General features: G+C 47.5%; 11 protein-coding genes. 3 read left to right on the top strand and 8 right to left on the bottom strand.

Features of this window, described 5'->3' with window-relative positions:
* Window positions 1–27: 27 nt before the first annotated feature.
* From ACR6Z4_RS12965 to ACR6Z4_RS12955, 3 genes are all read right to left on the bottom strand, one after another.
* Window positions 28–2,661 carry an alpha/beta fold hydrolase gene (locus tag ACR6Z4_RS12965; protein WP_479717697.1) on the bottom strand — a complete coding sequence of 878 codons (2,634 nt, stop codon included), beginning with the start codon at window positions 2,659–2,661 and terminating at the stop codon, window positions 28–30.
* A gap of 438 nt (window positions 2,662–3,099) precedes the next feature.
* Entirely contained in the window at window positions 3,100–4,218 is a 1,119-nt protein-coding gene (gene tyrA, locus ACR6Z4_RS12960) for a bifunctional chorismate mutase/prephenate dehydrogenase (RefSeq protein ID WP_479717696.1), read from the bottom strand.
* Between the two features lie 75 nt (window positions 4,219–4,293).
* Window positions 4,294–9,597: an alpha/beta fold hydrolase gene (locus ACR6Z4_RS12955; protein ID WP_479717695.1), complete on the bottom strand. Its 5,304-nt coding sequence runs from the start codon at window positions 9,595–9,597 to the stop codon at window positions 4,294–4,296.
* 584 nt (window positions 9,598–10,181) lie between these two features.
* Between ACR6Z4_RS12955 and ACR6Z4_RS12950 the strand changes: the two genes are divergently transcribed.
* Together ACR6Z4_RS12950 and ACR6Z4_RS12945 are read left to right on the top strand one after the other, a co-directional pair.
* Window positions 10,182–12,827, top strand: coding sequence for an alpha/beta fold hydrolase (locus ACR6Z4_RS12950; RefSeq protein WP_479717694.1), 2,646 nt, complete (start codon window positions 10,182–10,184; stop codon window positions 12,825–12,827).
* 19 nt (window positions 12,828–12,846) lie between these two features.
* Window positions 12,847–13,650, top strand: a complete 804-nt coding sequence (locus tag ACR6Z4_RS12945; RefSeq protein ID WP_479717693.1) for an alpha/beta hydrolase fold domain-containing protein — start codon at window positions 12,847–12,849, stop codon at window positions 13,648–13,650.
* Between the two features lie 366 nt (window positions 13,651–14,016).
* On the opposite strand, the gene ACR6Z4_RS12940 is transcribed toward ACR6Z4_RS12945, so the two are convergent.
* The 4 genes from ACR6Z4_RS12940 to ACR6Z4_RS12925 all read right to left on the bottom strand — a co-directional run bounded on the left by ACR6Z4_RS12940 (window position 14,017) and on the right by ACR6Z4_RS12925 (window position 17,774).
* Window positions 14,017–14,271 carry an acyl carrier protein gene (locus ACR6Z4_RS12940; protein ID WP_479717692.1) on the bottom strand — a complete coding sequence of 85 codons (255 nt, stop codon included), beginning with the start codon at window positions 14,269–14,271 and terminating at the stop codon, window positions 14,017–14,019.
* A 138-nt stretch (window positions 14,272–14,409) separates the two neighbouring features.
* On the bottom strand, window positions 14,410–15,540 hold the full coding sequence (locus ACR6Z4_RS12935; RefSeq protein WP_479717691.1) for a 3-deoxy-7-phosphoheptulonate synthase: 1,131 nt from the start codon (window positions 15,538–15,540) through the stop codon (window positions 14,410–14,412).
* 66 nt (window positions 15,541–15,606) lie between these two features.
* Complete coding sequence (locus ACR6Z4_RS12930) at window positions 15,607–17,139, bottom strand: class I adenylate-forming enzyme family protein (protein ID WP_479717690.1); 1,533 nt, start codon at window positions 17,137–17,139, stop codon at window positions 15,607–15,609.
* Between the two features lie 53 nt (window positions 17,140–17,192).
* The gene (locus ACR6Z4_RS12925; protein ID WP_479717689.1) at window positions 17,193–17,774 is read right to left on the bottom strand and encodes a chorismate--pyruvate lyase family protein; all 582 of its coding nucleotides are present in this window, start codon (window positions 17,772–17,774) and stop codon (window positions 17,193–17,195) included.
* 841 nt (window positions 17,775–18,615) lie between these two features.
* Between ACR6Z4_RS12925 and ACR6Z4_RS12920 the strand changes: the two genes are divergently transcribed.
* Window positions 18,616–19,365: a 4'-phosphopantetheinyl transferase family protein gene (locus tag ACR6Z4_RS12920; protein WP_479717688.1), complete on the top strand. Its 750-nt coding sequence runs from the start codon at window positions 18,616–18,618 to the stop codon at window positions 19,363–19,365.
* Window positions 19,366–19,606: 241 nt separating this feature from the next.
* Here the strand turns inward: ACR6Z4_RS12920 and ACR6Z4_RS12915 are convergent, their stop codons facing one another.
* The gene (locus ACR6Z4_RS12915; protein WP_479717687.1) at window positions 19,607–19,909 is read right to left on the bottom strand and encodes a copper-binding protein; all 303 of its coding nucleotides are present in this window, start codon (window positions 19,907–19,909) and stop codon (window positions 19,607–19,609) included.
* Window positions 19,910–19,999: the final 90 nt, after the last annotated feature.

Genomic DNA, 19,999 nt, shown 5'->3' with positions numbered 1-19,999 from the left:
GGTTATGGATTAGCGGAGAAGTGTAGCTTATTGGGAAGAAGTGTCTGCACAAGCTTGTTCTATAACAACTCTCAACTTCTCAGCCGTCACATCAACCTGGGGTTCTTTATGGAAATTGTAATGATGTCCAGGGACGTCATAAATTTCCAACCCTCTGAGAATTAAATGTTCCCAACCATAATTGGCGTCAAACCGAATCCACCAGGGACGCTGCTGGACTCGCAGCATAATAACTCTATCGGGATACGGTTGCATTGGTGTATATTCTCTCACAGCACGAGCATTTGCCAATGCAGCAGCGGTTGGTTCAACATACGAATCAGGCACCTGCCCGCCCGCTGCCAGAATTGCTGCGTATTTTTCGGAGGCGGCAGCTTTTGAACCTCGATAAAACTTTCTGAACGTCGCTTGAAATTTTTGCCCCAAAATACCACCGATCATTTGCAAGAATTGTAATTTCTGGGTGAGTGGTAAATGGAAGAAAATACGTCCATGGCGAGCAATCTTTTTGGAAATGGATGTTCGCCGATAATAGAGCGGACCATAACTGTCTAACAGGACTAGAAGCGCTACCTTTTGACCTTGAGCCCGTAGGCGTTGTGCAATCTCATAGGCAATTACACCACCCATCGACAGACCTGCAATCACATAGGGACCTTCTGGTTGAACCGTCCGAATCGTCTGAAGGTAGAGCTTTGCCATATCTTCGACCGTAGTTAGAGGCGGAAGATTGCCATCTTGTCCTTGTGGTTGTAACCCATAAAAGGGTTGATCTGGTCCTAAACGATTGGCAAGATCACGAAAACTAAGGACGTTTCCACCCAAGCCATGCACACAGAAAAAGGGTGGCTTGGAACCTTGGGTTTGAAATGGAACCAGGGGAGTCCACGGGATAGAGCCTTGTTCGTGCCGGATCAACTCTGCCAATTGGGCAATTGTAGGAGCGGTGAGCAAGGTCGATAACGGCAGATTCTTGCCAAATTGTTGCTCAATCTGATTGAACATTCGTAGGGCTAAGAGCGATTGCCCACCCAGCTCAAAGAAGTTATCGTGAATGCCAATGGACGGCAGTGCTAAAACTTGTTGCCAAATCTGGGTAAGTTGTAACTCTAAAGCATCGCGAGGAGCTTCGGGCTGCTGACTCACATAGGATTTGACTCCCCGACTACTGCTGGCATGACTGCGCTTGTCAACCAGCTGTTGCTGCTCTACATCATCCAATCGCAGCAATTCAGATACCCGTTGCTCTGGGTTCTGTAAAACATTGTGCAAAATCTGTTGAAAGTGCCCAATCAGGGTATGAATGGTTGCGTCGTCGAAGAGATCGGTGTTGTACTTTAAGCTGCCTGTGATTACCCCGGCATCATCGATCAGCGACAAAAACAGATCGAAATCAGCAATGCCGTTATCGACCTCTAACGGTTGAATGGTTAGATCGCTCAGCTGTAATTCTTGACGAGGTGTGTTTTGCAGAGCAAACAGAACCCGAGACAAAGCTCCTTGCCCCGTTTCTAAGCGATTGGCGACATGTTGGATTGGCAGATCTTGATGAGCACTTGCTGCTGTGTTGACTTGCCGCACCCGATCTAAAAGCTCCTGGAAAGAAGGGTCGCCAGATACATCGCTGCGTAAAACTAAAAGATTGACGAAATAGCCAATGATGCCTTTTATGTCATTCCGATTGCGGTTGGCAGTCGGTGTACAAACGATGAGGTCTTCTTGTTGGGTATAGTGCCACAGCAATACTTGAAAGGCAGCTAGCAGGGTCGGAAAAAGGGTGGCTCGCGATTGACGACTGTATTGTTTTAGGGCAGTGGTTAGCTCTGAGGAAATCGTAAACCGATAGATAGCACTGCCTCGTTGGGCGATCGCAGGGCGAGGGCGATCGCACGGTAGTTTCAATTCTTGTAAATCACCAGATAATTGCTGTTGCCAATACCTTTCTAACAGCGTTAGAAAATTGCCTTGCAGCCATTGCCGTTGCCAGACGGCATAGTCGGGATACTGAACGGGGAGATCGATGAAAGTAGGTTCTGCACCCGTCGCATAAGAATGATAGAGAGTGGTTAATTCTTTAAATAAAATTCCTTCTGACCAGCCATCAAAAATAATGTGATGCACCGTCAACATTAGGACAAAATCCATGGTTCCCAGGTGCAAAAGCTTAGCCCGAAATAACAACCCTTGCTGAAGATCAAAGGGCTGTCGAGCTTCTTGCTCTATCAACTGGGCGGTTTGTTGTTGGCGATCGCTCTCGTCTAGCGATCGTAAATCGATGACCGATAGAAGCCGGGTCGGGACAGGTTGGATGACTTGAACGGGTTGCCCTGCCTCTGATGCAAACGTAGTCCGTAGCGATTCGTGGCGTTGCACCAGGGTATATAAGCTTTGCTCTAAAGCTGGCACATTCAGATCTCCGTGAATCTGAAAGGCAAAGGGAATATTGTAAGCCGAGTTACCGGGCTGCAACTGATCTGAAAGCCACAACCGCTCTTGGGCAAACGATGCTGGTATTTTCTCCTCTCGGGAAATAGGCAGTAGGGGGGGTGCCTGATTTTGCAGCTCAAAAATGGTTCTGATCGATTGCCACAGATCGGCTGCTCCGGGTGAGGGTGAAGAAGAAATCATTTGCTCCTTTTCACTGGATGTTTTTGGGGACATGGTAGAACTTCGCCGTTGTTATGAATCCAACTACCAGGCAAACTCGTAGATTTACCTGCTTTTTCCAGTAAATTATTTCGAGATTGACACAAATAACCGTAGATTTTCCAGTGTTTGGGTTTGATCTTTATCAAAAAAATATTGTCAATAGTAGAGCGATCGCCGCTATTCTCAAACAGATCGCAGCTCCTTGGCAACTCAGACCCTTAATCTATCCTGTTTTTTTTAACCAGGACGAGATCTGAGATTTGGGGAACTTTTATAAATGCTGTGTAAACTATAGCGCTTCGCACCTGGCTAAAGGACGGGTATTGAGTGAGAGCCGCGCTCCGCGCGGCTCTCACTCAATACCTTGGACTTTACAGTTACCCAAGCGCCACTTTGCCAGCAATGAGACGGGGTTGATTGTGTGCCTCGCAACATCCAGCACGCACGGCGCTATCCATCCTTATAAACCACAAACAATGGCGGCGACGTTTGAGTTTCTAGATGATTCGCGGCTAAAAAACTAGAGAGAGCATTAATCAAATGATTCGTCTCATTTAAAGCCCGATCAGACTCTTCTCGATACACCTCTCGGGCAGCCTCAAATTCGGCAATGATGGCAGGGCGATCTTCGCCGGTTAAAAAGTTGGCAAGTCGGCTACAGGTATTTACGAGTCGGGCGATCGCATGTCGCCGTTCTTCAGACGCCAGCATGATATCGGTATATAAACTGCCATCTTGAGCAAACAAGCGGCTGATCATATTGATCTCCATGCGATAAATTGGGCTGGCAAAATCTAAACTGCGCCTGACATCGACCCCTTCTTCTGCCAAAAATACGCCCAGACTGAGGGTAAAGAAATGACGGATCGCCTGCACTGTTACCATCATTTGGTCATGCTCTTGTGCCGTGCAGTAAATCAATTCGCCGCCATCTTGCTCAATCCAATCCAAAACCCACTGACACGTATCAATTTGCCGCCCTGGACACACCACAACTTTTTGTGCCAGAAACGATTCGATCCCAGGTCCAAACATGGGATGCAGACCGAGTACGGGTCCCTCATGCACATCCAGCATTGCCTCTACAATCGGCACCTTAATGCTGGCAATGTCTGCTAAAACAGTCGTGGGCGACAGGTATTGGGCAATATTGCGGATCACAGCTACCGTGCTTTTAAGCGGCACACAGACTAAGACCAGCTCTGCGTCTGCTAACAACTGCTCAGCCTTATCCCAGTTGTCGTACTCCAGTACGCTGACATGATGCCCTGCTGCCATCAAGCGGGCGCTAAACAGACGTCCCATCATGCCGCGTCCACCCACAACCGTGACCCGATGCCCCACCGTTGCTTTCGGCTCAATAGCGGGTTGGGTCAATGCCGCCATGCAACCAACGACAATACTTTGCCATAAGGCTTCAGGCACACCCGCCTGAGATAGCAATGATTGGCAGTTGAGCTGTTGCTGTTCCAGAGATATAGGGTTCGAATCTGCTAAAACTGAAAGGCGATCGCGCAACAACTCAATGATTGCCTGATCAATTTGCTGTAGAGTCTTTGGGGTTGACATGATGGAATCCATAGGGTGCCAGGTGGACGCGAAGGGATGGACTGGATTAGGTATCACCCTGATTAGTCGATGGCATCAAGCTTTCTTAACTTCATACAAACTTTGAGTTTGTTTCAAACAGAGTTGCAATTGCAGACCAATCACCCGACTGCTTTTCTCGTCGTACAGCAGATCTTCCCCATGATGTCCGGGAACTTCATAGATTTTAAGCTCATCTGTCACCTTGCCCCATCCCATGGTTGGATCGGGATAGCATCCTGGCGGTTGTTTACTGGCTCTGAATAAGATAGCTTGTCCTAAATAAAACTCTGGTTGGTATTCGAGGAAGGCTTTGACATTTGCTTCTTGAATCCTACGGAGTTTATCGGGTAGCGATCGCCCACTATCCAGATAGAAGATAGGAACAACAAATGCCCACGGAGTATATTTGTAGATCCAGAGACTCAATTGCTCGAGCCAATCATGAAGAGACAAAGATTTTTTAGGTTTAAACCCTGAATCAGCCACGCTGTCTGTAGCAAATTGCTCGTCTACAAGTCCCACCTCGTTGTGATCTGTATTCGCCGTCGCAGCCAGGTCAGTAGACTGTTCGGGGTGGGTTTCAACGGGTTGGCGTTTGGGTTGAATGAGTCTCTTCCAACGCAACATAATCTTGCTGGGCAAAAGAGATATGGCGAAGGGCAATAGTGCCATCAATCTTTTGCCGACGGGCATCAGTTTGGGGTAGCCAGGTCCAAGCGAGTCAATCAAAGCAACCAGTGCTGCTTCTTGACCTTGACGGCGAAGGATATGCGCCATTTCGATGGCGATCGCTCCTCCGATTGACAATCCTGTCAGATAATACGGACCTTCAGGTTGCAGTTCGCGCATTTTCTGCACATAGATTTCTGCCATCTCTTGCAAGCGATCAATCGGTGTTTCCGTGCCATCCAAGCCTTGGGGTTGGATGCCATACACGGGTTGATCGGCATTCAAATGGGGAATCAGTTGTCGGAACATTAAAATGTTGCCCCCTGCACCATGGATGCAGAACAGAGGCGGCTTAGAACCCTTCGGTTGAATCGGAACAATCGAAGACCACAGGCTTGATTCTGTATCCCCAGTCAAAAGTTGGGCGAGTTGTTCAATGGTTTGGGTCTCGAACAAGGTTGATAACGGCAGATTCTTACCAAATTGCTTCTCGATTTCAGCAAACAACCGGGCTGCCTGTAGCGAACTGCCCCCCAGTTCAAAGAAGCTCTCGTTACTTCCGACTCTGGAAATGCCCAAGATGTCCTGCCACAGGTTGGCAAGTTGCTGTTCCAGTTCTGTTTTGGGTTGGGTAGATTCGCTCGTCGGTCGGCGACCGAGCAACGTCAGTTGTTCTCGATCAATCTCACCGTCAGCCGTTAGCGGCATTTCAGCCAAGACCTGAACCGGGCAAGAAGCCGGTGTACCAAAGCGATCGCTTACATCCAGGTGTGCCAGCGCCTCAGATACAGGTGCCTGGGCTGTAACGTAAGCTGACAACGATTGCAACGAGATTGCAGGTGCTTCCAGATACCGCTGCACATTGCGCTTGCTACCATCTAGCCCGACCAATAGCTGAGTTTGTCCGTGTGCCAAACAACCTAACAACGATTGCATTCCGCTTTGAGGGCTGAGCGAATAGTATCCCTGAATGCGAGAGAATTCCTTCATCTGGAAGCCCTGGCTCATGCCCACCTCATCCCACATACTCCAGGCCAAACAATAGCTCTGGATAGACGTTTGAGCGCGTTGATAGGCGGCGAACGCATCCAAAAAGGTGTTAGCAGCGGCATACGCCCCGGCACGATTGCCCCCAAAAAAGCCATTGACCGAGGAAAAGCTAATAAATAAACAGTCAGGCTGATCTTTAACCAACTGATGCAGTGCCCAAGTTCCCTGAACTTTCGGGCGGAGCGTTTCTGCCAGAGTCGCAGGAGTTTCTTCTAACACAGACTGTTCTGATGCACGTCCAGCCAGATGAATCACGCCATCTAGATCACACTTCCAATCGGCACAGACTTTTTGAACCACGGTCTGCAATTGATCCAGGTCAGCAATATCAACGGCTTCGTACCGAACCTCTCCACCACCATGAGTTAAGGACAAATAGGCTTCAATCCGTTGTGCCGTTTTATCCGATTGATTGGCTCGGCATTCATCCCACGTATGGCGGTCGGGCAAGGGGGTTCGACCCAACAGTAATAGGCGAGCATGGTAATGCTGCAATAAATAGTTGGCAATCTCGGTGCCGACCCCACCTAAGCCACCACTGAGAATATACATCCCACCCATTTTCAACGGCATCGGTTGGGTCGGTTGATGGTGCCAATCGACTTTTTCTAACCGAGGGACTAAGCGATCGCCAGAACGATAGGCAACCTCACGGTCTGACTGCGACATTTGCAACTCTTGCAAAATCACCGTGGCATTTTCGTCACGCTCCAGTCCTGGTAAATCCAGATGGCAACAGTCGAGCCACGACATTTCTTGAGAGGCAGACTTGAGCAATCCTGCTACCAGGGTTTTGGCGGGCATGACCGCTTCGGTTGCGTGGGTGGATTGAGAAGCAGTTGCGGCAACCAGCAAACGTACTGGCTGTTCACTGCGTTGTCCGGCTTCCAGGGCTTTGATCAAAAGCAAAACGCTGTAAACACCCTGGCTCAGGGTTTGATCAAGCGCCTGCGATGACGTGATTTCACAGCCTGCACTATCAACAGTCCAGAGATGCACGATTTGGCAAATTGGCTGAGCATCCGGGGCGATCGCACTTAATAGTTTGTGGTAGTGATCGGGATTCGCCGGATCGATCTGATAGCGATCGCGCTGGATCTGAGAAAACTCTGAACCGACAACCACTCCGACACAAGACTCACCATTTTGTTGCAGGGTGGTACACAGTGTCTCACCCACACCCTCAGCATCCAGGAACACCAGGGTTTGCCCCGTACGAACCTGCACCGTTCCGGCAGTCGCCAGCTTGGGTCGCCAAATTTTGCGATAAAACCAATCGGGTAATGTGTTGGCATTCCCCAGCAACAGATCGACGGTTTGTAAAATCGAGTCAAATTCACCCGCTTCAAATTGCTTACTCAGTTGCGATCGCTGAATCTTACCAATCGCAGTTTTAGGAATGGTTTCCTGAGCCACAGGAATTAAATAGTCAGGATTCAGCCCAATCTTAGCCACAACGATTTGGCGGATGTGCTTCAGCAGGTCTGTCAGGCGATCGCTGTCTGCAACGGGTGTATTAAAGAAAACTGCCAGTTTTTCCGTTGCCGCCCCCGGTTCCCGAACCGCACAGGCAGCCGTGAAAGATACTTCAACGCCTTCAATTTCTTCAACGACGGCTTCAATTTCATGATTGTAATAATTTGCCCCGTTGATGATGATGGTTTCTTTGGCGCGTCCAGAGACCACCAGATGTCCACTAGAAATGAACCCTAAATCACCCGTATTAAACCAGCCATCGGGCAAAAAGACTTCTTGATTGACCGCTGGATTTTTGTAATATCCCGGAGACACCGGATCGCCTTTGACATGCAAACACCCGATCGTATCTTCATTGACCAGGTTGTTATCGCTATCGACAATCCGAATTGAGACGCCCGGAATAACGGGTCCCAAATCCGTAAACGTGCTGCAATTGGGATGATCGCTACTGACCCGCTTAATCGCCCCCTTGAGGGATGCCTTATCCACAATGTGACGTAGTAACGGTTGGGCTTCAGTCGGTTGGTAATAGGTAATCCCCGACCCCATCTCTGCCATACCAAACGCCGGTCTCACAGCTGTTTTGGGAAACCCATAGGCAGCCAGATTTTCAATAAAATCTTCAACGGCTTTAGAGGAAACCGCTTCACCGGCGGTTAACAGCGATTTCACACACGACAAATCCCAGGTTTGCTGCGTCTCTTGCTTCAAGGCATCATTGACTAAAGCATAGGCAAAGTTGGGTGCCCAACTGTGGGTGATGCGATATTGATTGAGCAAGTCCATCCAGTTGAGCGGACGACCCAAAATATATTCTTTAGACGCATAAATCAGCTGACAGCCCAGATAAACGCAGCGAACGTGCCAGTCGGAAATACTGCCAATGTGGTCAAACGGCAACCAGTTGAGAATGATATCGGATTCACTATGCCGACAGAGAATATTGGTGCCTCTGGCACGAGAAATCAAGTTCCAATGGGTCAGGCTGATGCACTTGGGCATCCCGGTACTGCCAGAGGTGAGGTTAAAGAAAACGACATCGTCAGGCTGACACGGGTGATGTGCCGTATCCGGCGGGTGAGCGCGTAACGTCTCAATCGCACTGATGGTTAAGGCGTCGGCAGGTAACCATTGCGACAGGTGTGCCACGGCTGGTTGCAGCGTTGCCGTTGTCAAGATCAGCGGTTGATCTAACAGCTTCCAGACGTTACACAGTTTTTCGACGCCGCTGTTTGCATCTTGATAAGACGGAGCCGGTGCCATGATCACGGGGATAAACCCACCGAGAATGCAGCCCCAAAACGCAGCGATAATATCCTGGTTGCGTTCCAGTTGAAAGATGACTTTGTCTTGCGGTTTAAGACCTTGTTGCCTCAGACCTGCCAGGATCTTTTCTGCTTCTTCCAGTAACCCGGCATAGGATTGATGCAAAACCGTGCCATCGGGTTGCAGATAAACAATCCGGTCGCCCAAAAATTTTTGAGCCGCTTGCTGTAAAACAGCCAGTAGAGTTTTTGGAGCATCTGCCTCGTCGGGTAACGGTCCGCCAAAACTCAGTGCCGGAACTTGAGATAAATGCTGTTCATCGGTTTCGGCAGCAGCAGCGGCGATATGTTCTGTAGTATCCGGAGCGATCGCCGGAGCCGCTTTCCAGTCAGGCAATAACGTAGCAAGATGCAGCAGAGAGGGTTTGAGGCTGGTTTCTTGCACCACCACAGCGGCTCGATCTACTGCCTCAACCGATTGCAATTTGGTTTCCCACCGCTGTGCCAGATCCGGATCAATCACCGGCAATTGCACAAGTGCCGCAAGATCCGGGGCACCCGTTGTCGTCAGCGGCAAATGAGAAACCGGAACATAGGCAGTCGGTAAAAGTTCGCCGGGTAAAACTGTTTTGAGATACGACTGTAAACGCTCTTCAGAAAACGGTTCGGATAAGACAACATAAGCGACTCGCTCGTGTCCGGTAACAGAAGATTCCCGTTTTAAAACAGTGCAGTCTTCAACGGACGATTCATCCCGCAACACAGCTGCAATCAACTGTTCATCCGTAATGCTGTCGGGTTGTTGGTGTATGGATTGAGCGAACCTCTGCCGCAATTCAGGAATTGATAGGCGCTGATCAGCCTTTGTAGATATATCTCTCCCTGTCAGAGTCATGCCGATTTCCCCTTGATTTTTGCAAGTTGTCAGGACTGGTTTAAGCGGCTTCAGTGAACCTTCCTAGTGTCAGGTTGGCATATCTCTCCGAAACATTACTAGGCTTGCCACTTAATCTTTATTGAAAGATTACAAACGTTTGATCAGATGGAAGTTTTTACGAATGTTGTGCAATGCTTCATGCTCAAACTTTAAAATTACTGAGAAAACTTGTAAGAATTAACTTTAAGGATCGTGAATTTAATAAAACCCAATTCTGTTCGTGAGAGCGATGGCAAAGCCATCGCTCTCACAAACAGGATGACAGGTTAATGAATCTCAGATCTTTATCAACCCACTTTATTTTGCCATCTAGAGTTTTCCCGGCAGAAACATTCCAGTTTTCAAGGCGATATGGATGTGTAAGGATCATGGATTTAATAAACCCCAAGATCTAGAGTTGGAAGCGCGGCGTTGCCGCGCTTCCAACCATAAACGTCCAGGGTTTATTGAATGGGTGATTCTCAATCGAAATTCACAATAGCCAGCCACAATAGCTAACCAGCAAGCTAAAACCCTTTAAGACTTAACGTATCGTTAATAAAATGGCACTCAATTCTTCAAGCCCCGATGTTGCCTCCCGCCAATCCTTAGAGCCGCGATCGCCAGCGTCACCGAGTTCGACGGGCGCAGATCTGTGGCAATCGATCCAAACTATTATTAGCCTGCAAAATCAAGCGCCTCCCCTGGTTGAAGTTAGCCGTGAGGAAGAAATCCCGGCATCCTTTACCCAAGAACGGCTATGGTTGCTCGATCAACTAGCCCCAGGAACCGCTGCCTACAATATCCCGTTTGCGTTTCAGATCACGGGAAAACTGGATATTGCTGCCTTAGAACACAGTCTTCAAGCTTTACTGCAACGACACGAAGCCCTACGCATCACGTTTGACGCGGTAGCCGGTAAACCTATTCAGGTGATCCATCCTTTCTCAACCGCATTGGTAGTAATCGATTTGCAGGCGATCGCGGATGGCGAACGGCAACGGCAAGCGCAGCAACTGGTTGAGCAAGAAGCACGGCAAGGGTTTGACTTGCAACAGGGACCCCTCTTCCGCTCTAAACTGTTGCAACTGGCGGCGGATGATTTTATTCTCATCCTCAATGTTCATCACATTGTCTTCGATGGCTGGTCAGAGGGCATTTTATTTCAAGAGCTTTCTGCCTACTATAATGCAGCCGTTAATGGCGAACCCCCCGTCCTCAAGAGTCTTCCAGTACAATATGCAGATTTTGCCAGCTGGCAACGCCAGTGGTTGCAGGGAGAATTTTTAGAAGCCTTGCAAACCTATTGGCAGCACCAGTTGGCAGGTGATTTACAAGAGTTACCGTTGCCCTGCGATCGCCCCTATGCCGAAGGACAAAAAACTCGGCGCAGTGCAGTACAAAAATTTGTCTTATCCAAAGATTTATCTTTCGCTCTCAAAACCCTGAGCCGACAAGAGCGCACAACCCTGTTCCCGACCTTACTTGCAGCGCTCCAACTCTTGCTCCATTTTTATACCGAACAAGACGATCTGGTGGTTTGCAGCCCTACAGCCAACCGCAACCGCAGCGAACTTAAAGGATTGATCGGCTATTTTGTAAATTTGTTGGTGCTCCGCAGTGACCTATCGGGCGATCCCAGTTTCAAAGAGTTTTTGGCACAGGTTCGCCAAGTCACCTCGGGTGCCAGTGCCCATCAAGACCTACCGATCCAGCAACTGGTCAATGGCCTGGAAGGTGGACAAGTACCCGTGTCGCAAGTCTTGTTTGCCTTTCAAAATATGCCGCGTCAAAGCTTAACCCTATCTAACGTCGAGGTTCAGCCGCTAGATGTAGATGGTGGTACGGCTGACTTTGACCTATTTCTTTCCATCATCGAAGATGCAGGCATCCTGAACGGCATCCTGAAATATAATGCTGATTTGTTTGATCACAGTACCATCGAACACTTCATTCGCCACTTTCAGACTCTCTTAGAAAATATTGTGAGTCATCCAGAGCAACCGCTGTCTCTGCTGATGCCGCTGAGCCAAGCCGAGTGCCAGCAGTTGCGTCATAAACGGCTTGAAAATTTTACAAAATCAGCCAAGCTTGCTGCCCCGACAAGTGCGTATGAAGCACCCCGCAATGCTATGGAGTTGCAGTTGTCGCAGCTCTGGCAAGAGTTGCTAAAAGTGCCCCAGGTAGGAATTCGAGATAACTTTTTTGAACTCGGAGGACAGTCGCTTTTGGCGTTGAGCCTGTTTGCCAAGATCGAACAACAGTTTGGCAAAAACTTACCGCTCGCAACCTTATTTCAAGCACCCACGATCGCCCAATTAGCAGAGGTATTGCGCCAGGAGAAGAGTTTGACATGTTGGGATTGTCTGGTTCCCATTCAAACGAGCGGTTCAAACTCTCCGTTTTTCTGTGTTCATGGGTTAGGCGGGCATGTTTTAGAGTTTTGGGATTTGGGACGTCATTTAGCACCAGATCAGCCCTTCTATGCCATCCAAGCCTTAGGACTCAATCCCGACAAGCAACCTCACCAGAGCATTCCCGAAATGGCGGCGTATTACTTAACCGAAATGCGAACCGTTCAACCCCACGGTCCCTACTTTTTAGGGGGATATTCGTTCGGCGGAATTGTTGCATTTGAGATGGCACAACAGCTTCAAGCCGCAGGTGAAACGGTCGCCCTATTAGCGATGCTCGATCGTCCTGGTCCTCATCTCAAATCCTCACCCACCTTTGCTGAACATCTCCGAGCCTTGAAATACAACCTTTCTCAATTTCAGCATTGGCATGAAAAGGTAGCTTTTCTGTGGTACCGAGTGTCTGAAAAATGGACGCCGTTCTATCGAAAGTGGCGCAACGTGTTGATGTCCCAAGTTTTGCGGCGGCAAATTACTAGACCTGTGAAAACCCCAGAACATGCTGTAAAACGGGCTAATTGGCTCGCTTTAAAGGACTATAAATTGGAAGTTTATCCAGGCAAATTAACCTTGTTCAAAGCCAAAATTAATTTAACGCAAGCCCATCGCGATCGCTTCTTTGGCTGGCAAGGTATGGCGGAACAGGGCATTGAAGTTCATGATGTCTCAGGCGACCACTCGACCATGATTCGAGAACCTCATGTCCAACGCTTTGCACTAGAGCTAAAGCAATGTATTAATCATGCCAACCACCCTAACCATGCCAACAGTACCCATCCATCAAGCAATATTTAGGCGATTCTGGTCCCCCAAGGTGCTTCATCGTCGGGACATTGAGTTTGGCAAAGGGGGCGATCGCCCTCTCAAAATGGATCTCTTAATGCCTCAAACGGCTACCCCGTCACCTTTTCCAGCTTTAGTATGGATACACGGTGGCGCTTGGCAAAGAGGTGAGAAGGAAAGTGGTATCCGATATCTCATGCCCTTTGCCAAAGCTGGATATCTTTGTGCCAGCATTGAATATCGCTTTAGCCAGGAAGCAATTTTTCCGGCTCAAATTGAAGACTGTAAATGCGCCATTCGGTTTTTGCGTGCCCATGCTAAAGAGTTGGGTTTAAATTCCGACAAAATTGGCGTTTGGGGAAGTTCGGCAGGCGGTCACTTGGCGGCTCTTTTAGGAACATCTCAACATGCCAGAGAATTAGAAGGAATAGGCGGATGGCAAGACTTTTCCAGCCAAGTCCAGGCTGTTTGCGATTGGTTTGGACCCACTGACTTTTCGAAAATGACCGCCTTTCCCAGTAGTATCGATCACACGGCAAAGGATAGCCCAGAATCCTTGTTAATTGGGGGATTCGTGCAAGATCATCCAGATAAAGTTGCACGCGCCAATCCGATTACCTACGTCACACCAGACGCTCCTCCTTTTTTGATCATGCATGCCGATAACGATGCCATTGTCCCGTTCAATCAAAGTGAGTTACTGTTTCAGGCTCTCAAGCAGGCAGGCGCAGAAGCGACCCTTGAGATGATCCGAAAAGGTGGACATGGAACAGGATTTAAATCACCTAATGTTTTGAAGAAAGTAAAAAACTTTTTCCAAAAACATCTTCAATAAATTCTCCAATAGATCTCTTGTAGATTAGTTTGGGCGGGGGCAAAGCCCCCGCCCAAACTAATCCCAAACCCTTAATTTGCAAGAGTTTTTGTAGGATGCGTTAGGCGATCGCCGTAACGCATCACAAGCCCCAGAGTCGATGCGTTACGCTGCGCTAACACATCCTACGCAAGAATCCGGTTTTATTAAATCCACGCTCCTTAATTTGCAAGAGGTCTAACATAGCGCTGTGCAGGTTGTGTTGTTGAGAGGGAGTTGCGTAGAGCTACGCTCTACGCAACTCCCTCTCAACAACCGACAAACCGATTCTGGGGAGTGGCTCTGCCACTCCCCAGAATCGGTTTGGGTCAGATTTAAACGAGAGGTTTAGCTAACCGCCGTCTTTTGATTCACGAGTTCAACGATATCGCCAACCGTCCGAAAATTTTCGAAGTTGATTTCACTCGCCTCAAACTTAATGCCAAATGCATCTTGAAGGTTGAACACCAACGTCATGGCATTGATGGAGTCCAGCCCCAAACCAAAAATATCGGTGTCGTCTGCAATTTCTTCATTGCCCACGTCTGGCAGTAGGTCTGAGATGATAGTCTGGGTTTTTTGCTTTAGTTCTTCAACACTCATAATTTGTACCGTAACGACTTAGTGCTTGCTGATGATTAAAAACTGATTTCGCAGATCTATATAGCGATCGCAACTAAACGTTGAACGCCATTAAAATCATAGTCGGGGCAGAGATTGATACCACGGCAAAGATAAATCTTAACCTCTAGTCGCTAGCAGATTGCGAACTGGCGTACCCGATACAACCATACCGCAGCTTTCCAACGTGATATTGCGATCGGCACTCAGTTTTTCATGGGCAGCTAGAATGACCGCTTCCGTTTCTTCCCAGTCAATGCATTTGTCTGTCACCGAGATGCCATACTTGAGCTGACTGAGATCGTTAGGAATATTTTGATTGCCTTCGTGCAAATTTGACTCCAGCATCATCCCGACAATAGATTGATTGCCATCAACAATTTGTTGCAGCACATCATCAAAAACCGTAGCTTGCAATTTGTGATTTTTGTAAGAGTTACCGTGGCTACAATCCACTACAATTCGAGTCGGCAACTTCAAACTCCGCAGTTTTTTCTCAACCCACGCAACCGTTGGCGCATCAAAATTGGGTTGCCCACCGCCACCCCTCAAAATCACGTGTCCGTAGATATTTCCTTTGGTTTTGAACGTATTGATCTGACCCATCTGATCAATACCCAAAAATTGATGGGGTGCCCTGGATGACTGAATAGCATCTAAAGCCACCTGAATGTTGCCATCCGTGCCATTTTTAAACCCAATTGGCATGGATAGACCACTTGCCATTTCCCGATGGGTTTGAGATTCAATCGTGCGTGCTCCGATCGCAGACCAGGAAATGAGTTCTGCCAAATATTGGGGTGTGATTGGGTCAAGCGCTTCTGTTGCCGACGGCAACCCCATCTCCGCAATTTTGATCAGCAGGTTCCGAGCAATCAACAATCCCTTTTGAATATTGAACGAACCATCAAGATCCGGATCATTAATCAGACCTTTCCATCCAACTGTCGTCCGAGGTTTTTCAAAATAAACCCGCATGACCACGAGTAATGTGTCTTGAACCTTCTCAGCCAGCACCTTCAGCTTCTCAGCATATGCCAGAGCCGCGTCTGGATCATGAATGGAACAGGGTCCCACCACCACAAACTTTCTCGGGTCTTTGCCATCTAAAATATTTTGAATCGCTTGCCTACCCTGCAACACGGTTTCCACCGCAGCCTGAGTGATAGGCATTTGCTCTTTGATTGCCGCTGGGTTAGTTAAGACCCTTGAAGATTCAATATTCGTGTCGAGAATTCTGCTGATGTCCATAATTAACCGTGCCTCAGCTTAAAGACGTGAATGCCGCTACACCCCGGCAGCGGATAATGCGTTTGACTAAACCAATGCTTTCCGCAAAATCTTACCCAGAGGGCTCTTGGGAATCTCATCGCGGAATTCGACGACTTTGGGGATTTTGAACTCCGCTAGACGTTCTTTACAATAGGAAAAAATCTCTTGTTCTTCACACACTGCCGCATCTTCAAGAACAAGAACTGCTTTGACAATTTCTCCGGCATGAGCGCCTTTGACGCCAACGACAACCGCCTCTTTCACCTTGGGATGAGTCACCAAAACGTCTTCTACTTCAATCGGGTCAACCTTGCGCCCACCCGTATCGATAAGAATTTTCTTTCTGCCAGTGATATAGAGTTTGCCCGTTGCATCAAACTTACCCAGATCGCCGGTGAGAAACATTCCGTCTTTGAATGCTTCCTGGTTTAACTCAGGCATATTGAAATAGCCATTGGTGAGCGTTGGGCTGTTGATGACCACTTCACCACTGGTTCCGGCAGGTACCTGATTGCCCTGTTCGTCAATAATCTGGATGTCCATGCCTTGTAGCGGCTTGCCCACTGAATCCCAGCTTTCTGGGACATCAGCATCTAAGTTAATGCAAACGGCACCAGCTTCAGTACAGCCATACAGTTGTCTGACCGGGATGCCAAACCGCTTGAAAAATTTGTCGAATACATCTTTACCCAGGAAATTACCCGCCGAGAAACAAAGCCTAATTTTAGATAAATCGGCTTGGGCGCTGGCTGGCGTTTCTGCCATGGCGTTAAAGATATAGGGAACACCTGGAAGAATCGTAATTTGCTCTGTGGTGATTAATTCTAGAATTCTAGGAACTTTGAAGACAAACGGCACCTCTACGGGAACCCCTTTCTGCATCGACTGCTCCAGGATAACTAACGTGGCACCGTTGCATAGAGATGCCAACATGCAGTTGCCTAAGCCGTGGGCATGGTAGAGGGGCACAATGCAGAGGTTGTTGTCAGAGGGGGTTACTTGCGCCGTTGCCGCAAATCCAGTGGCTTCGGCATGAAGATTTTTCTGGGTTCGACACACTCGTTTGGGTCTGCCCGTAGAACCGGAGGAATATTGATATAGCAAATCGCCTGCAAATGGCTCTGAGCCAGTACTCGCTCCGTCTGACCCCGCAAGCACCAGATCAGAAAAGTTTTGGGCTGGCGGTTGAGCCTGATCGACCACAATGAGCTCAATCTTTTTATCAAGATTGGCAAAAATACCCAGGCAAAGTTCTGCGCGTTTTGCATCGGTAATGATCACCTTAACGTTACTATCGTCGAGGTAATACCCAATTTCTTCCGCTTTGAACAAATGGTTGAGGGGCAAAACAATCGCATTAAGCTTGGCGATCGCATAGAAGCTAATCACGAATTCAGGGCAGTTGGGTAACAGTAGGGCAACACAATCACCCTGTCCAATGCCAATGGAACTCAACCCTTTGCTGAACCCTTCAACGTTGTCATGCAATTCTTGATAGCTCATTCTCAATTTGTCGTAGACAAGGGCTATCTTTTCAGGATGAGCGGATACAGCTTGGGTAAATAGTTGCGTTAACATACAGCACCTAAACTCTAAAACAACGTGCGATCGCCAGCGATTTGACTATCGACTTAGAAGCTCTTGGTGAAATAACTCTCAGGGAATTTCTCTGTAATCATCATCACAGATTTTCGATTAGTTACAACCCGATAGGTTCGAGACAAAAGCCGTTCAGACGGTTGCATGGTAAAGTGTTCAGCTATTTCACCAGGCGCTTCTTTGCTGGAGTCAAGAATTTCTTTAAAGGTTTCAACCCGCTGCTCAAACCAAATCTTACCGATCGGCATCTTGGTTTCTAGCAAAGCTTCTCTAAACCGCTCATCCAACCGCTCAGGAACAATGATGGAATCCGCATAAATAAAGTTTTTGCGGCTAATCTTCCCTTGCAGCAAGATTTTCCGGACAATGACCTCTGTTCCTTGCTTCAATTCCATCGCAGGAATATCGTGAGACAGTGAAACTAACTGCTCAGACAACTTAACCACGCGGATCTGTTCAAACAGATAAGCTTCCAAAATATCCGTAACCGTTCCATCAGTTGTCAGCAAAATGCGCTGGAACGTGCTCAGCGTCGATGGTTCAATGTGGCTACGTTCTAGGGTTTTTTGTAAATCAGTTCTCATCAACTGTTCTTCTGCTTGCACTGAAACCATGGCTCCCTTCTCCTCGAAAATTGCTTGATCCTGTGAAAGATTTTGGATGTGCGGATAAATATCTAAGCGGATAAATGTCTCAACAGTCTGTATCCCGTTATTCCGGACGGATCGCAAAACCAGACGAATGCACGCTGAATCTTCTCCCTTGGTCTTGAAAGGGTTGCTGTAAAGCAGATCAGACCTTGTAACATCTCCGCAGAATCCTACAGCATTCAATGTTTTAGATTTGTAAACAGTATGTCACATTTAAATAGGGTGACTATCCCGTTGACATCCATCTATCCAAATCTTCATTCATTCCTTGTCTAGCCTTAATCTTTTAGCTTTAATCCTATGCACTAGTAGACTCAATTAAAAATTTTGCAGGGGGTCAAGGGGAGAAAACTCCTCTCTTTGGGGCATAGCCCCTAATCCCTCAGGTTGCAAAATTTAGGATTTGCACTACTAGCGTTTTATTTCAAGTTTCGAGATGAGGCTAATAGACTGAGTGGTTCTTCTGAAAGATTGGCAGATCTTCCTTGAGTCTTGCTAGTGGTTCCACTTAATCTTTATCGAAAAAATACATTCATAATCCTGCTCTAAACCAGTGTCATTCTGGGTTTGATTGATCGAGGCTGGCATACGTTAATGCAACGAGATAACTGACGCTGGGGAAAATGTATGGAAACATCTGTAAAGCTTATATAAAGCATCTGGAATCCCTGGAAATACAGTGTGGGTTTGTTCTAATCCGCCATCAATCCTTGGAAACGACGAGGATAATAAGGGAATAAAAAGAGGATAAAGAAACATTTTCAGTCTGGTTCTAGTTAAGTCTAAAACCTTCCGAGTTGATGACATGGCTCAACTAAATTTCCTATGGCAATCGGCAAATGTGATATCCATATTGCCCCATGATCAGGTTCACGTTTGGTGCGCATCTTTAGAGCAATCGCTTGATAAAGTTCAAGCATTAGCTCAAACTTTATCGGCTGACGAACAGAGTCGCGCCAGCCGCTTTCGGTTTCGTCAACATCAGGAAAATTTTATTGTCAGTCGTGGATTTCTCAGAGAAATTTTGAGTCGTTATCTACAGATCAAAGCCGTTGATTTGCAGTTTTGTTATAGCCCCAATGGCAAGCCATCGCTAGTCAATACAGTTGAGGGAAATAGATTATCGTTTAACCTATCTCACTCAGGCAAAATTGTGCTTTATGCCATGAATTGGAATCATGAAATAGGGGTCGATATTGAAGAAGTTAAAGCCATTCCAGATCTAGACGGATTGGTCAAAAATTTCTTTTCTGAACCTGAAAAACGGACTATTTTAGAGCTTGAATCTGCTGAAAAAGTAGTCACTTTCTTTAATGGTTGGACTCGCAAGGAAGCGTATTTAAAAGCAGTGGGAACCGGGTTATCGCTATTTCCAGCACAGGTTGAGGTCTCACTCAGCTCAGACGAAGACCCCCGACTGATCAAGATTTCTGGCAATGCTGAAGCGGCAGAGAAATGGGTTCTGAAAACGCTGGTTCCAGCCGAGGGCTATGTTGGTGCGATCGCCCTTCCCAAGCACGACTGGCATTTTCAATATCGACAGTGGGTAGGTTAAACGCTCTCAATCATCCAACCTAATACCAATCTTTTATGAAGTTGCGCCAAACCAGAACCCCCTGTAGTCCCCTTTGGCAAAGGAAACGGTGACAGCCGGAGGTAAATCAGGCGCAGCCTCATATAAAAACGGTATAAAACTTAGGATCGGGGAGTTAATAAGACCGAAGCTTTATTTTTGGAAGCACGGCATCGTCGTGCTTCCAAAAATAAAGCTTCGGGGTTTATTTAATATGTGATCTTTAGTTAGTTTTTTCGATAGTTGTGATTGAGTAATCTTCACCTTTTTTCGTAATCGTAAACCGAACGCGATCGCCAGTTTTTAGATCTTTAACCAGATCTGGATTTGCTGCTTCAAATGGCATCATCATTCCTCCCATAAAGCCATCAAAGAAAGCTCCATGGTCAATGACAACAATCTCTCCACCATTTTGAATATCTTTAATCACGCCTACAGCGGAATGCTCTGTATCCTGACACCCACCCAGCAGCACCGTAACCGATAGCATTGTACAAAATGAAAAAGCTAGAAATGCCCTTTTCATTACCTACTCCTTAACAGAGTATTTTTAGAATAATTAAAACCTGGATCTAAAACCCTGCGCCATCCGCGCAGCGGATGGCGCAGGGTTTTA

This window comes from Calyptranema fuscum S582, from assembly GCF_055793305.1.
The sequence above is the reverse complement of the archived record's forward strand: the minus strand, read 5'-3'. Positions and strand labels throughout refer to the sequence as shown.